Raw genomic sequence first — 13,947 nt, 5'->3', positions numbered from 1 at the left:
GGTGACAGTGCTAACCCTGTACCGGAAAGGCCCGAGCCGTCCGCGCTGGAACACCCGGCCCGGGCAGTGCGCAACTCCGTGACAGATGCGCTCAGGCGGAGGCTGCGCCGTCCCGGTACGGTCCCATGCGCAGCAGCCGCATCGCGTTGTCCTTGAGGATCAGCGGCTTGACGCGGTCCTTGAAGCCGGCCTCGTCGAAGTCCTTCATCCAGCGCTCGGGCGTGATGAGGGGATAGTCCGAGCCGAAGAGCATGCGGTCGCGCAAAAGCGTGTTGGCGTACTGCACCAGCTGCTGCGGGAAGTACTTCGGGCTCCAGCCCGAGAGGTCGATCCAGACGTTGGGCTTGTGCAGCGCCAGCGACAGCGCCTCGTCCTGCCACGGCCAGCTCGGGTGGGCGATGACGATCTCCATGTCGGGGAAGTCGATCGCCACGTCCTCCAGCAGCATCGGGTTGGAGTTCTGCAGACGCAGGCCGCCGCCGCAGCGCATCCCGGAGCCGATGCCCGAGTGGCCCGAGTGGAAGATCGCCGGCAGCTTGTGCTCGGCGATGACCTCGTAGATCGGCCAGGCCATGCGGTCGTAGGGCAGGAAGTCCTGCACCGTCGGATGGAACTTGAAGCCGCGCACGCCATGCTCCTCGATCAGGCGACGCGCCTCGCGCGCGCCCATCTTCCCCTTGTGCGGGTCGATCGAGGCGAAGGCCACCATCATGTCCGCGTTGGCCTTCGCCGCCTCGCAGATCTCCTCGTTGGGAATGCGCCGGCGGCCCAGCTTGCTCTCGCTGTCGACGGTGAACATCACCAGGCCGATCCTGCGCTCGCGGTAGTAGGCGACCGTCTCGGCGATGGTCGGGCGCCGGTTCGAGCCGAAGTACTTGTCGGCGGCGCGGTCGTACTCCTCGCCGTAGTTGTCGAACGGATTCCAGCACGACACCTCGGCATGGGTGTGGATGTCGATCGCGATCAGGTCATCGGTGTTCATCGGCGGGGTCCAGTCCTGGGGCAGTCTTGCGGGCGGTGTCACGGGAAATTTGCTTAAATTCTGTAATCAAAAAAGCATCCCGCACCGAGGGTTTACCCGCAAGAACACGACTCATCAAGGCTAAAGATTGCAGATCAAGGGTTTCCATGGGGGTGTTCATCGCAGCCAGATACTTATATTTCCTAAGCATCAAGCGACAGCGAAACGAGTCCTCACGACATGAGCACGCCTGCCCCCGACGCCACCTTCATCCCCGCCACCGGCCTGCTGGCCGGCCTGGACCTGCTGCAGGTCAGCCAGGACGGCGCGGTGCTGCACATCCGCCTGAACCGCCCGGTCAAGCGCAACGCCATCAACGACGGCCTGATCGCACAGCTGCACACCGCCTTCGTCAACCTGCCCGCCGACGTGCGTGCGGTGGTGGTCAGCGGCGAGGGCGCGCACTTCTGCGCCGGGCTGGACCTCTCCGAGCTGGTCGAGCGCGACATCCACGCCGCGATCCTGCACTCGCGCGGCTGGCACGCCGCCTTCGACGCGATCCAGTACGGCCGCGTGCCGGTGATCGCGGTGCTGCACGGCGCGGTGGTCGGCGGCGGGCTGGAGCTGGCGGCGTCCTGCCACATCCGCGTCGCCGAGGACTCGGCCTACTTCGGCCTGCCCGAAGGCCAGCGCGGCATCTTCGTCGGCGGCGGCGGCTCGGTGCGCATCCCGCGCCTGATGGGCGCGGCGCGCATGACCGACATGATGCTGACCGGCCGCGTCTTCGACGCCGACCAGGGCGAGCGCTACGGCGTCGTCAACTACCGCGTCGGCGACGGCGCCGGCCTGGCCAAGGGCATCGAGCTGGCCCGGAAGATCGCCGGCAACGCGCCGATGACGGCGTTCGCGGTGATGCACGCGCTGCCGCGCATCGTCGAGATGAGCCCGTCGGAGGGCCTGTTCGCCGAATCGCTGATGGCCGCCTCGGCCAGCAACACGCCCGAGGCGCAGGCGCGGCTGCGCGCCTTCCTCGAAGGCCGGGCCGGCAAGGTCGTGAAGGAGTGAACGCGATGCATGTCGACACCCCTGCCCGCTACCGCCACGCCGAGGTCGGCGGCTGCGTCGACGCGACGATCGAGGCCCGCGCCGACGGCACGACCGTGCTGCGCTCGACCGAGGCGCTGGGCTGGTTTCCCGACCGGCTGACCGACTGCCTGGAGCAGTGGGCCGCCGAGGCGCCGTCGCGCATCTTCGTCGCCCGGCGCGTCCACGGCGGCGACTGGCGCCGCATCAGCTACGCGACGATGCTGGCGCGGGTGCGCGCCATCGGCCAGGCGCTGACCGACCGCGGCCTGTCGGCCGAGCGGCCGGTGATGATCCTGTCGGACAACGACATCGAGTACCTGACGCTGGCGCTGGGCGCGATGTGGGCCGGCGTGCCCTACGTGCCGGTGTCGCCGGCCTACTCGCTGGTGTCGCAGGACCACGGCAAGCTGCGCCACATCGCCGCGACCGTCACGCCGGGCCTGGTGTTCGCCGCCAGCGCCGCCTACGGCCGCGCCATCGAGGCGGTGTTCGCGCCCGACGTCGAGGTGGTGCTCGGCGCCGGCACGCTCGAAGGCCGCGAGGTCACGCCCTTCGACGACCTGCTGGCGACCGCGCCGCAGGCCTCGGGCGAGGCCGCGCATGCGGCGGTCGGCGCAGACACCATCGCCAAGTTCCTGTTCACCTCCGGCTCGACCAAGCTGCCCAAGGCGGTCATCAACACCAACCGGATGATCTGCGCCAACCAGCAGATGATCCGCCAGTGCCTGCGCTTCCTCGCCGAGGAGCCGCCGGTGCTGGTCGACTGGCTGCCGTGGAACCACACCTTCGGCGGCAACCACAACGTCGGCATCGTGCTCTACAACGGCGGCACGCTCTACATCGACGACGGCAAGCCGACGCCCAAGGGCATGGCCGAGACGCTGCGCAACCTGCGCGAGATCTCGCCGACGGTCTACTTCAACGTCCCGAAGGGCTTCGAGGAGATCGCCACGGCGATGGAGACCGACGAGCAGCTGCGGCGCACGCTGTTTGCCCGCGTGCGCGCCTTCATGTTCGCCGGCGCCGGCCTGTCGCAGGCGGTCTGGGACCGGCTGGAGACGCTGGCCGAGGCGACGGTGGGCGAGCGCATCCGCATCATCACCGGCCTAGGCATGACCGAGACGGCCCCGTCGTGCACCTTCGCGGTCGGCACCGACGTGCGCTCGGGCTGGATCGGCCTGCCGGTGCCCGGCGTCGAGGTGAAGCTGGTGCGCGACGGCGCGGCCGACGATCCGCATGCCAAGACCGAGATCCGCTTCCGCGGCCCCAACGTGATGCCGGCCTACTGGCGCGCGCCGCAGCAGACCAGCGACGCCTTCGACGCCGACGGCTTCTACCGCACCGGCGACGCGGTGCGCTTCATCGATCCGGCCCACCCGAACCGCGGCCTGGTCTTCGACGGCCGCACCGCCGAGGACTTCAAGCTCTCGACCGGCACCTTCGTCAGCGTCGGCCCGCTGCGCGCCCGCGTCACGCTGGCCGGCGCGCCCTGCGTGCAGGACGTCGTCGTCACCGGGCTGAACCGCGACGAGATCGGCCTGCTGGTCTTCCCCCGCATCGACGAGTGCCGCCGGCTCGCCGCCGAGCTGGGCGAGCCGGCCGCGGCGACGCTGCCGGTGCCGGAGCTGCTGCACCTGCCCGCGGTGCGCGGATTCTTCCAGCAGCTCGCCGACCGGCTCTGGCGCGAGGGCACCGGCAGCGCCAACCGGCCGGCGCGGCTGCATGTGCTGGCCGAGCCGCCCTCGATCGACAAGGGCGAGGTCACCGACAAGGGCTCGATCAACCAGCGCGCCGTGCTGCAGCACCGCGACGCGCTGGTCGAGGCGATGTACGAAGGCCGCGAGAGCGATCCCTTCCTGATCCTGCCGCGCCGCTGATTCCGTCATCCCCGCGCAGGCGGGGCCCCACGAAAGACCCCCTCCCATGCAGATCCCAGGACACACCGCCCTCGTCACCGGCGGCGGCTCCGGCCTCGGCGCCGCGGTCGCCCGCGAACTGGCCCGCCAGGGCGCGAAGGTCGCGGTGCTCGACGTCAACGCCGCCGGCGCCGAGGCGGTGGCCGCCGAGATCGGCGGCCTGGCGCTGCGCTGCGACATCACCGACAGCGCCAGCGTCTCGGCCGCGCTCGATGCCGCCGAGGCCGCGCTGGGTCCCGCGCGCATGCTGATGAACATCGCCGGCATCGGCACCGCCAAGCGGGTGATCCAGCGCGACGGCTCGCCCGCGCCGCTGGAGGACTTCGAGCGCGTGGTGCGCGTCAACCTGCTGGGCACCTACAACATGGTCCGGCTGGCGGCCGCGCGCATCGCCCGGCTCGAGCCGCTGGAGGGCGCCGCCGGCGAGCGCGGCGTCATCGTCAACACCGCCTCGGTCGCGGCCTTCGACGGCCAGGTCGGCCAGGAGGCCTACGCGGCCAGCAAGGGCGGCGTGGTCGGCATGACGCTGCCGCTGGCGCGCGACCTGGCGCAGTGGGGCATCCGGGTTTGCACGATCGCGCCGGGCCTGTTCGCCACGCCGCTGATGAACGAGCTGCCCGAGGCGGTGCAGCAGTCGCTGGCCGCGGCGATTCCCTTCCCGAAGCGGCTGGGCGACCCGGCCGAGTTCGCGATGCTGGCGGCCCACATCGTCGCCAACGGCCACCTCAACGGCGAGGTCATCCGCCTCGACGGCGCGCTGCGGCTGGCGCCGCGCTGATCGCCCGCCTCGGACGCAGCCGACCCGGACGCGACCCGACGCTTCGCGGAGGCGTCACATAGACCGACCGGACGGTCGGGAATATCCGCATGGTCCTTGATTTCGCTCAACGGCACAGTGCCACCCACCTCACCGGACCCCGGAGGAAGACATGACGACGCAAAAGAACGCAAGCAAGCCGCTCCTGAAGACCCTGCTCGCCAGCGCGGCGCTGTGGGCGATGTCGGGCGCCGCGATGGCCGACATCACCATCGGCGTGTCGCTGCCGCTGACCGGGCCGGCCAGCGGCCTGGGCATTCCGATGGGCAATGCCATCAAGCTGTGGCCGACCTCGATCGCCGGCGAGAAGCTCAACGTCATCGTGCTCGATGACGCCACCGACCCGACCAAGGGCGTGCAGAACGCGCAGCGCTTCGTCACCCAGGACAAGGCCGACATCGTCATGGGCTCGGCCGCCACGCCGGTGGCCATCGCGATGGCCGACACCGTCGCGGCCGCCAGCACGCCGCACTTCATGTTCTCGCCGGCGGTGCTGCAGGCCGGCAAGGACGCCTGGGCCTTCCGGCTGCCGCAGTCCAACGCGGTGATGTCGCATGCGCTGCTGACGCACATGAAGAAGCTCGGCGTGAAGACCGTCGGCTTTCTCGGCTACACCGACGCCTACGGCGAGAGCTGGCTGAAGGACTTCCAGGCCGAGGCCGCGAAGATCGCGCCCGAGATCAAGGTGGTGGCCACCGAGCGCTTCGCCCGCTCCGACACCAGCGTGACCGCGCAGGCCCTCAAGCTGACGGCCGCCAACCCCGACGCGATGCTGATCGTGGCCTCGGGCTCGGGCGCGGCCATGCCGCACAAGGCCGTCGTCGAGCGCGGCTACAAGGGCAGGATCTACCAGACCCACGCCGCGGCCACCCGCGACCTGATGCGCGTCGGCGGCAAGGACGTCGAGGGCGCCTTCGTCGTCTCCGGCCCTGCGGTGATCGGCGATCAGCTGCCCGACAGCCATCCGTCGAAGAAGGTCGCGCTCGACTTCGTGCAGAAGTACGAGAAGGTCTACGGCCCGAACTCGCGCAACCAGTTCGCCGGCCACGCCTACGACGCCGCGCTGGTGCTCGAGAAGATCGTCCCGGTCGCGCTGAAGAAGGGCAGGCCCGGCACGCCGGAATTCCGCGCCGCGCTGAAGGAGGCCACCGAGACGATGGGCCGCACCGTCGTCTCGCACGGCGTCCTGAACTACGCGAAGGACAACCACTGGGGCTTCACCACCGAGACCGGCGTGATCCTGAAGGTGGTCAACGGCGACTGGAAGGTCGAGTAACAACCGCCCCGCCCGCGCCGCCGCCGGCCCGGGCCCGCACGAGACGAACCCATGGACCTCTCGATCGCAAGCATCCTCGCACTCGACGGGGTGACCAACGGCGCGGTCTACGCGCTGCTGGCCACCGCGACGGTGCTGCTCTTCGCCGTCACCCGGGTGATCTTCATCCCGCAGGGCGAGTTCGTCGCCTTCGGGGCGCTCACGCTGGCGCTGCTGCAGGCCGGCCGGGTGCCCGGCACCGTCTGGCTGCTGCTGATCATGGCGGGACTGGCGGCGCTGACCGGCCTGGTGCAGGGCCTGCGCCAGCGCCGCGCCACCGCGCTGCTGCTGCGCGAGGCGGCCCTGACGCTGGCGGTGCCGGTGGCGGTGTCGGCGCTGGCCGTCGTCGTCGCGCCGATGCAGCTGCCGCTGGTGGCGCAGGCGCTGCTGACGCTGGCCATCGTCACGCCGCTGGGCGGGCTGACCTACCGGCTCGCCTACGAGTCGCTGGCCGACGCCACCGTGCTGGTGCTGCTGATCGTCTCGGTGGGCGTGCATTTCGCGCTGATCGGCCTGGGGCTGCTGTTCTTCGGCGCCGAGGGCTTCCGCAACCCGAGCTTCTGGGACGAGCGCTTCGCCGCCGGGCCGCTGATGCTCTCGGGGCAGACGGTCATCATCTTCCTGGCCTCGGCAGCGCTGATCGTGATGCTGTGGCTGTTCTTCGAGCGCTCGCTCTACGGCAAGGCGCTGCGCGCGACCGCGGTCAACCGCCTGGGCGCGCGGCTGATGGGCATCTCGACGGTGCAGGCCGGGCGGCTGAGCTTCACGATGGCGGCCTTCATCGGCGCGCTCTCGGGCCTGCTGATCGGCCCGACCACCACGGTGTTCTACGACTCGGGCTTCCTGATCGGCCTGAAGGGCTTCGTCGCGGCGGTGTTCGCCGGGCTGTCGAGCTACCCGATGGCGCTGGTGGGCGCGATGCTCGTCGGCCTGCTCGAATCGTTCGGCTCGTTCTGGGCCAGTTCGTTCAAGGAGGTGATCGTGTTCACCTCCATCCTGCCGGTCCTGCTGTGGCGTTCGCTGCGCGACCCGCATCATGAGGAGGATTGACGTGGTGTCGGCCCGTACACGCTGGTTCATCGCCTTCGCCGCGCTGCTCGCGCTGCTGCCGGTCCTGCCGGTTCCCGAGTTCTGGATCACCCAGCTCGACTACATCGGCCTGAACGCCATCGTCTCGCTCGGCCTGGTGCTGCTGACGGGCGTGGCGGGCCTGACCTCCTTCGGCCAGGCCGCCTTCGTCGGCATCGGCGCCTACACCGCGGCCACGCTGGCGGTGAACGTCGGGCTGTCGCCGTGGCTGACGCTGTTCATCGGCCTGGCCATCACCGTGCTCGTGGCGCTGGTGCTGGCCGCCGTCACGCTGCGCATGTCGGGCCACTACCTGCCGCTGGCGACCATCGCCTGGGCGCTGTCGCTCTACTACACCATGTCGAACATGGAGTCGCTGGGCAAGTACGACGGCATCCTGGGCGTGCCGGCGCTGAGCCTGTTCGGCCTCGACCTCGGCTCCGGGCGCAGCTACTTCTACGTGATCTGGACGATCGCGCTGCTGGCGGCGCTGGCGGTCATCCGCCTGCTGGACTCGCGCAGCGGCCGCGCGATCCGCGCGCTCAAGGGCGGCACGACCATGGCCGAGGCGATGGGCATCTCGACCTACCGCTACAAGGTCCAGGTCTTCGTGCTGGCGGCGATGCTGGCCTCGGTCTCGGGCTGGCTCTTCGCGCACTTCCAGCGCACCGTGAACCCCTCGCCCTTCTCGCTGTCGAAGGGCATCGAGTACCTGTTCATGGCGGTGCTGGGCGGCGTCGGCCAGGTCTGGGGCGCCTTCACCGGCGCGGCGCTGGTCAAGCTGACCGAGGACCAGCTGAAGGACTGGCTGCCGCGGCTGATCGGCACCAGCGGCAACTACGAGGTCATCGTCTTCGGCCTGGTGCTGGTGGTGGTGCTGAAGTACGCCTCCGAGGGCCTGTGGCCGCACATCGAGCGCCTGTTCGCGCGCTTCCTGCCGGAGAAGCGCCGGGTGCGCGACTGGGCCGACGCCGCGCCGCTGCCCGAGCGCGCCAAGCCGGCGCCGGGCGAGCTGCTGCTCGACGTCGACCGGGTGCGCAAGCAGTTCGGCGGCCTGGTGGCGGTCAACGACGTGTCGTTCCAGATCCATGCCGGCGAGATCATCGGCCTGATCGGCCCGAACGGCGCGGGCAAGTCGACCACCTTCAACCTGGTCTCGGGCGTGCTGTCGAAGACCTCCGGGCGGGTGAGCTTCCGCGGCGAGGACGTCTCGGCGCTGGCCTCGCGCGAGATCGCGCGGCGCGGCATGAGCCGCACCTTCCAGCACGTCAAGATGCTGCCCGACATGACGGTGCTGGAGAACGTCGCGCTGGGCGGCTACCTGCGCAGCTCGGCCGGCATGGCGCAGGCGATGCTGCGGCTGGACCGCGACGAGGAGCGCCGCCTCTTCCGCGAGGCCGAGCGCCAGCTCGAGCGCATCGGCATGAAGGAGCAGATGCACGAGCTCGCCGGCAACCTGGCGCTGGGCCCGGCGCGGCTGATGGAGATCGCGCGCGCGCTGTGCACCGACCCGGCGCTGCTGCTGCTCGACGAGCCCGCCGCCGGCCTGCGCCACAAGGAGAAGCAGGCGCTGGCCGCGGTGCTGCGCCAGCTGAAAAGCGAGGGCATGAGCCTGCTGCTGGTCGAGCACGACATGGACTTCGTGATGAACCTGACCGACCGCATCGTGGTGATGGAGTTCGGCACCAAGCTGATCGAGGGCACGCCGGCCGAGGTGCAGGACAGCCCCGAGGTGCGCGCGGCCTACCTCGGCACCGAGCACTGAGACTCAGCCTTCACGGGAGACAAGGACGATGGATCTGCTGCAAGTGCGCGGCCTGCGCGCCGGCTACGGCAAGGCCGAGGTGCTCTCGGGCCTGGACCTGAGGCTGCCCCAGGGCAGCGTGGTGACGGTGATCGGCCCCAACGGCGCCGGCAAGTCGACGACGCTCAACGCGCTGATGGGCGTGCTGCCCGCGCGCGGCGCGATCACCTTCGACGGCCGCGACATCATCGACATGCCGCTCGAGGAGCGGGTGATGGCCGGCCTGGCGCTGGTGCCCGAGAAGCGCGAGCTGTTCTCGACGATGACCGTCGAGGACAACCTGGTGCTGGGCGGCTGGCGCCAGAAGCGCCGCGGCAACGGCCAGTGGCTGGAGCAGCTCGAGCGCGTCTACGACCTCTTCCCGCGCCTGAAGGAGCGCCGCGACCAGCAGGCCGGCACGATGTCGGGCGGCGAGCGCCAGATGCTGGCGGTCGGCCGCGCGCTGATGAGCCAGCCCAAGGTGCTGATGCTCGACGAGCCCAGCCTGGGCCTGGCGCCGCTGATCGTGCGCGAGATCTTCCGCATCGTCGAGCGGCTGCGCGAGACGGGCGTCTCCATCCTGCTGATCGAGCAGAACGCGCGCGCCGCGCTGGAAGTCGCCGACTACGGCTATGTGCTGGAGACCGGCGCGATCGCGCTGGAGGGCCCCGCCAAGGAACTGGCGGTCGACCCGCGCGTCATCGAGACCTATCTGGGCGCCAAGAAGTGATGCGCCCCGGAGCCCGGACATGAGCTACACCCCCCCGCTGGAGCGCATGCGCTTCGTCATCGAGCAGGTGCTCGACGCACCGGCCTCCTGGCGCGCGATGCCTGACTTCGCCGAGGTCGACGCCGATCTGGCGCGCGAGGTACTGGAGCAGGCCGGCCGCTTCGCGCAGGACGTGATCGCGCCGCTGAACGGCCCGGCCGACCTGCAGGGCTGCACCTGGCAGTCCGGCGGCGCGGTGAAGACGCCCGACGGATTTCCCGCCGCCTGGCGGGCCTTCGTCGAGGGCGGCTGGCCCGCCCTGCCCTGCGCGCCCGAGGACGGCGGCCAGGGCCTGCCGCAGCTGCTCAACGCCGCGCTCTTCGAGATGCTGGTGGGCGCCAACCACGCCTGGACGATGTACCCCGGCCTGCTGCACGGCGCCTGCGAGGCCATCGGCCACCACGCGGTGCCGGCGCTGCGCGAGCGCTATCTGCCCAAGGTCGTCAGCGGCGAATGGCTGGCGACGATGAACCTGACCGAGCCGCAGGCCGGCAGCGACCTCGGCCTGAGCCGCACCCGCTGCAAGCCGGTGGACGCGGCCGCGCCGGTGGTCAACGGCGCGGCCGTCACCGTCACCGGCCAGAAGATCTTCATCTCCGGCGGCGACCAGGACATGACGGACAACATCGTCCACCTGGTGCTGGCGCGCCTGCCCGGCGCACCGGACGGCACCAAGGGCCTGACGCTGGTGCTGGTCCCGAAGATCCTGCCCGACGGCCGGCGCAACGGCGCCTGGTGCGACGGCATCGAGAAGAAGATGGGCATCAAGGGCAGCGCCACCGCGCAGATGCGCTTCGAGCAGGCCGAGGGCTGGATCCTGGGCGAGCCCAACGCCGGCCTGGCGGCGATGTTCCTGATGATGAACTCGGCGCGGCTGCATGTCGGCATGCAGGGCCTGGGGCACCTGGAGGCGGCCACCCGCATCGCCTCGGCCTACGCGCAGGAGCGGCTGCAGCTGCGCGCGCCGAGCCGCCCGGCCGGCAGCGACGCTGCAGCCGCCCGCGGCCCCGACCCGATCGCCTGGCATCCGGCGATGCGCCGCATCCTGCTCGACCTGCAGGCCCGCACCGAGGGCGCGCGGGTGATCGCCTACTGGACCGCGCTGCTGCTCGACGAGGCCGAGCACCATCCGGACGCCGCGCTGCGCGCGCAGCGCCACGATCTGGTCGCCCTGCTCACGCCGGTGGTCAAGGCCTTCCTGACCCACCTGGGCCACCACGGCGCCAACGAGGCGCTGGGCGTGCTCGGCGGCCACGGCTATGTGCACGACTGGGGCATCGAGCAGCATGTGCGCGACAGCCGCGTCGCGCTGATCTACGAAGGCACCAACGAGATCCAGGCCATCGACCTGCTGATGCGCAAGGTGCTCGACCGGCCGGGGCGGCTGGCGCTGCTGCTGGAGGTGCTGCGCGACGAGGCCGCCACGCTCGACACGCAGGCCGAGACCGCCGCGGACGGCGATCCGGCCGGCCTGGCGCGCTGGGCCGCGCTGCTGCGCGACGAGGCCGCGACCCTGGAGCGCGCCACCGCGACGCTGCAGCGCGAGCGCGCGGCGCGCCCGGACCTGCCCTTCCTGGTCGCCGACGACTACCTGCACGCGCTCGGCCACACGCTGCTGGCCTGGGCCTGGGCGCGGCTGCTGCGGGCCAGCCTGGGCGACCAGGACGCGGCGCGGCGCCAGCGCCTGCAGGCGCTGTGCGCGCACGGCCGCGACTGGCTGCTGCCGGCCTCGCGCTGGCGCTGGACGCGCATCGAATCCGGCGTGCCGGAGCTGGCGTGGCCGGGGCTCTGAGCCGCTCGCCCGCGGGCCCCCCGCCCGAGTGCGGGCAAGATGGCGGCATGGACACCCCCCACGCCAAGAAGAATCCGGTCCGCCAGGGCGTGCTCGACGATGTCGTCGGCTACCACGTCGCCCGCGCGCGGGTCACGACGCAGGCGATGTTCCTGCGCCATGTCGGCCAGCCGCTCGAGCTGCGCCCGGTCGAGTACTCGCTGCTGATGCTGCTCGATGCCAGCATCCGCCTCACCCCGAAGCAGCTCGCGCAGGCGCTGGCGCTGTCGGCGCCGAACCTGACGATCCTGCTCGACCGCATGCAGGAGCGCGGCCTGATCGAGCGCATCCGCAGCGAGACCGACCGGCGCTCGCAGCATGTGCTGCTGAGCTCGGCCGGCCGCGCGCTGACCGACCAGGCGCTCTCGCGCACGCCCTCGATGGAGGCCGACCTCGACGGCGCGCTCAGCCGCGCCGAGCGCGCGATGCTGATCGAGCTGCTCGACAAGGTGGCGCGGCACCAGGTGAGCGCCGCGGACTGAACGCCGGGCGCCGCCGCCCTCAGATCTTCAGGATGTGCTGGCGGTAGTACTGCAGCTCGTCGATCGACTCGTGGATGTCGGCCAGCGCGGTGTGCTTCTGGTGCTTCTTGAAGCCCTCGACCAGGCCCGGCTGCCAGCGCCGCGCCAGCTCCTTCAGCGTCGAGACGTCGACGTTGCGGTAGTGGAAGAAGGCCTCCAGACGCTTCATGTAGTTGGCCATGAAGCGGCGGTCCTGGCAGATGCTGTTGCCGCACATCGGCGAGGCCTTGGCGCTGACGTACCTGCGCAGGAACTCGATCACCTGCAGCTGCGCGGCGTCCTCGTCGATCGTCGAGGCCTTGACCCGGTCGATCAGGCCGCTCTTGCCGTGCGTGCCCTTGTTCCAGGCGTCCATCCGGTTCAGCACCTCGTCGGACTGGTGCACCGCGATCACCGGGCCCTCGACGCGCACATTGAGCTGCGCGTCGGTGACGACGACGGCGATCTCGATGATGCGGTCGGTCATCGGGTCGAGGCCGGTCATCTCCATGTCGACCCAGATCAGGTTCTGGTCGTGGCGGGCAAGTTCGGGAACAGTCAGATCGGACATCGGGGACTCCATCGGAAGGCCGGGATTTTCCCACGCGCCATCGGCGAGAATGCCGCGCATGAACTCGCTTGTCGTGATGTCCGTCTTCGCCGCCGCCGTGGTGCTGCGGCTGGTGCTGCGGCTGTGGCTGATCGGCCGCCAGATCCGCCATGTGGCGCGCCACCGCGACGCGGTGCCGGCCGACTTCGCCGGCACCGTCAGCCTGGAGGCGCACCGCAAGGCCGCCGACTACACGATCGCGCGCCAGCGCCTGGAGCTGCTGACCACCGCCTGGGGCAGCGCGGTGCTGCTGGGCTGGACGCTGCTGGGCGGGCTCGACGCGCTCAACGTCCTCGTGCGCGACGCGGTGCAGCCGCGCTGGGGCGACCTGGCCTACCAGATCGCGCTGGTGATGGCCGTCAGCGTGATCGGCAGCCTGATCGACCTGCCCTTCGACCTGTGGCGCACCTTCCGGCTGGAGCAGCGCTTCGGCTTCAACCGCATGACGCCGGGGCTGTGGCTGAAGGACGCGCTGGTGGGCGCGCTCGTCGGCGCGGTGGTCGGCGTGCCGCTGCTGGCGCTGGTGCTGTGGCTGATGGCCGCCGCCGGGCCGCTGTGGTGGCTGTGGGCCTTCGCGGCGCTGGCCGGCTTCACGCTGCTGATGCAGGTGGTCTATCCGACCGTCATCGCACCGATGTTCAACAAGTTCCAGCCGCTGGCCGACGAGGCGCTGAAGGGCCGCGTCGAGGCGCTGATGCAGCGCTGCGGCTTCCGCGCGCAGGGGCTGTTCGTGATGGACGGCTCGCGCCGCTCGGCGCACGCGAACGCCTACTTCACCGGCTTCGGCGCCTCCAAGCGGGTGGTGTTCTTCGACACGCTGCTGTCGCGGCTGACGCCCGGCGAGGTCGAGGCGGTGCTGGCGCACGAGCTCGGCCACTTCCACCACCGCCATGTCCCGAAGCGCATCCTGACGCTGATGGGCGTGTGGCTGGCGAGCCTGGCGCTGCTGGGCTGGCTGATGGCGCAGCCGGCCTTCTACGTCGGCCTGGGCGTGCAGCCCAGCCTGATGGCGCCCAACCACGCGCTGGCGCTGCTGCTGCTGATGCTGGCCGGCCCGGTGTTCGGCTTCCTGCTGGCGCCGCTGACCGCGGCGGTCTCGCGCCGCCACGAGTTCGAGGCCGACGCCTACGCCTGCCGCCAGGCCTCGGGCGCCGACCTGCGCGCGGCGCTGCTCAAGCTCTTCCAGGACAATGCCTCGACGCTGACGCCGGACCCGGCGTACGTGCGCTTCCACTATTCCCACCCGCCCGCGTCGGAGCGCCTTGCCGCGCTGGCCGGGCGCTGACTCCCG

Annotated in this window: 13 protein-coding genes; 10 read left to right on the top strand and 3 right to left on the bottom strand. The window is 70.9% G+C overall.

The features are described from left to right. Positions 1-91: 91 nt before the first annotated feature. Both HNQ01_RS07690 and HNQ01_RS07685 read right to left on the bottom strand, forming a co-directional pair. Positions 92-982 (bottom strand): amidohydrolase family protein, encoded by an 891-nt coding sequence (locus HNQ01_RS07690; protein ID WP_173804777.1) that lies wholly within the window; start codon positions 980-982, stop codon positions 92-94. Further along, complete coding sequence (locus HNQ01_RS07685) at positions 969-1,130, bottom strand: hypothetical protein (RefSeq protein ID WP_173804776.1); 162 nt, start codon at positions 1,128-1,130, stop codon at positions 969-971. Before HNQ01_RS07685 ends, HNQ01_RS07690 begins: the two co-directional genes overlap by 14 nt. A 71-nt stretch (positions 1,131-1,201) precedes the next feature. Here HNQ01_RS07685 and HNQ01_RS07680 point away from each other — a divergent pair, with 71 nt between their 5' ends. The 9 genes from HNQ01_RS07680 (at position 1,202) to HNQ01_RS07640 (ending at position 12,028) form a co-directional block, all read left to right on the top strand. Next, positions 1,202-2,026 carry a crotonase/enoyl-CoA hydratase family protein gene (locus tag HNQ01_RS07680; RefSeq protein WP_173804775.1) on the top strand — a complete coding sequence of 275 codons (825 nt, stop codon included), beginning with the start codon at positions 1,202-1,204 and terminating at the stop codon, positions 2,024-2,026. Between the two features lie 5 nt (positions 2,027-2,031). Beyond that, a complete protein-coding gene (locus tag HNQ01_RS07675; protein WP_173804774.1) occupies positions 2,032-3,924 on the top strand; it encodes a feruloyl-CoA synthase in 1,893 nt (630 codons plus the stop codon). 46 nt (positions 3,925-3,970) lie between these two features. Continuing rightward, complete coding sequence (locus tag HNQ01_RS07670; RefSeq protein ID WP_173804773.1) at positions 3,971-4,741, top strand: SDR family NAD(P)-dependent oxidoreductase; 771 nt, start codon at positions 3,971-3,973, stop codon at positions 4,739-4,741. A gap of 151 nt (positions 4,742-4,892) precedes the next feature. Then, the gene (locus HNQ01_RS07665) at positions 4,893-6,056 is read left to right on the top strand and encodes an ABC transporter substrate-binding protein (protein ID WP_173804772.1); all 1,164 of its coding nucleotides are present in this window, start codon (positions 4,893-4,895) and stop codon (positions 6,054-6,056) included. Between the two features lie 51 nt (positions 6,057-6,107). After that, complete coding sequence (locus HNQ01_RS07660; protein WP_173804771.1) at positions 6,108-7,145, top strand: branched-chain amino acid ABC transporter permease; 1,038 nt, start codon at positions 6,108-6,110, stop codon at positions 7,143-7,145. Beyond that, the gene (locus tag HNQ01_RS07655; protein ID WP_173804770.1) at positions 7,132-8,928 is read left to right on the top strand and encodes a branched-chain amino acid ABC transporter ATP-binding protein/permease; all 1,797 of its coding nucleotides are present in this window, start codon (positions 7,132-7,134) and stop codon (positions 8,926-8,928) included. Before HNQ01_RS07660 ends, HNQ01_RS07655 begins: the two co-directional genes overlap by 14 nt. 28 nt (positions 8,929-8,956) lie before the next feature. Further along, positions 8,957-9,676, top strand: coding sequence for an ABC transporter ATP-binding protein (locus HNQ01_RS07650; RefSeq protein ID WP_173804769.1), 720 nt, complete (start codon positions 8,957-8,959; stop codon positions 9,674-9,676). A gap of 19 nt (positions 9,677-9,695) precedes the next feature. Continuing rightward, positions 9,696-11,507, top strand: a complete 1,812-nt coding sequence (locus tag HNQ01_RS07645) for an acyl-CoA dehydrogenase (protein WP_173804768.1) — start codon at positions 9,696-9,698, stop codon at positions 11,505-11,507. Between the two features lie 47 nt (positions 11,508-11,554). Continuing rightward, positions 11,555-12,028: a MarR family winged helix-turn-helix transcriptional regulator gene (locus tag HNQ01_RS07640; RefSeq protein WP_173804767.1), complete on the top strand. Its 474-nt coding sequence runs from the start codon at positions 11,555-11,557 to the stop codon at positions 12,026-12,028. 19 nt (positions 12,029-12,047) lie between these two features. Here HNQ01_RS07640 and orn read toward each other — a convergent pair whose 3' ends face one another. Further along, a complete protein-coding gene (gene orn / locus HNQ01_RS07635; protein WP_173804766.1) occupies positions 12,048-12,617 on the bottom strand; it encodes an oligoribonuclease in 570 nt (189 codons plus the stop codon). A gap of 58 nt (positions 12,618-12,675) precedes the next feature. Here orn and HNQ01_RS07630 point away from each other — a divergent pair, with 58 nt between their 5' ends. Beyond that, complete coding sequence (locus HNQ01_RS07630; RefSeq protein WP_173804765.1) at positions 12,676-13,941, top strand: M48 family metallopeptidase; 1,266 nt, start codon at positions 12,676-12,678, stop codon at positions 13,939-13,941. The last annotated feature ends 6 nt before the right edge of the window (positions 13,942-13,947 follow it).

The organism is Sphaerotilus uruguayifluvii (assembly GCF_013294065.1).
Lineage (GTDB): Bacteria > Pseudomonadota > Gammaproteobacteria > Burkholderiales > Burkholderiaceae_C > Sphaerotilus > Sphaerotilus uruguayifluvii.
The sequence above is the reverse complement of the archived record's forward strand: the minus strand, read 5'-3'. Positions and strand labels throughout refer to the sequence as shown.

Coding starts and splice junctions, on each gene's coding strand:
- HNQ01_RS07690 (WP_173804777.1), bottom strand. CDS start 982: ATGAACACCGATGACCTGATCGCGATCGACATCCACACCCATGCCGAG.
- HNQ01_RS07685 (WP_173804776.1), bottom strand. CDS start 1,130: ATGGAAACCCTTGATCTGCAATCTTTAGCCTTGATGAGTCGTGTTCTT.
- HNQ01_RS07680 (WP_173804775.1), top strand. CDS start 1,202: ATGAGCACGCCTGCCCCCGACGCCACCTTCATCCCCGCCACCGGCCTG.
- HNQ01_RS07675 (WP_173804774.1), top strand. CDS start 2,032: ATGCATGTCGACACCCCTGCCCGCTACCGCCACGCCGAGGTCGGCGGC.
- HNQ01_RS07670 (WP_173804773.1), top strand. CDS start 3,971: ATGCAGATCCCAGGACACACCGCCCTCGTCACCGGCGGCGGCTCCGGC.
- HNQ01_RS07665 (WP_173804772.1), top strand. CDS start 4,893: ATGACGACGCAAAAGAACGCAAGCAAGCCGCTCCTGAAGACCCTGCTC.
- HNQ01_RS07660 (WP_173804771.1), top strand. CDS start 6,108: ATGGACCTCTCGATCGCAAGCATCCTCGCACTCGACGGGGTGACCAAC.
- HNQ01_RS07655 (WP_173804770.1), top strand. CDS start 7,132: ATGAGGAGGATTGACGTGGTGTCGGCCCGTACACGCTGGTTCATCGCC.
- HNQ01_RS07650 (WP_173804769.1), top strand. CDS start 8,957: ATGGATCTGCTGCAAGTGCGCGGCCTGCGCGCCGGCTACGGCAAGGCC.
- HNQ01_RS07645 (WP_173804768.1), top strand. CDS start 9,696: ATGAGCTACACCCCCCCGCTGGAGCGCATGCGCTTCGTCATCGAGCAG.
- HNQ01_RS07640 (WP_173804767.1), top strand. CDS start 11,555: ATGGACACCCCCCACGCCAAGAAGAATCCGGTCCGCCAGGGCGTGCTC.
- orn (WP_173804766.1), bottom strand. CDS start 12,617: ATGTCCGATCTGACTGTTCCCGAACTTGCCCGCCACGACCAGAACCTG.
- HNQ01_RS07630 (WP_173804765.1), top strand. CDS start 12,676: ATGAACTCGCTTGTCGTGATGTCCGTCTTCGCCGCCGCCGTGGTGCTG.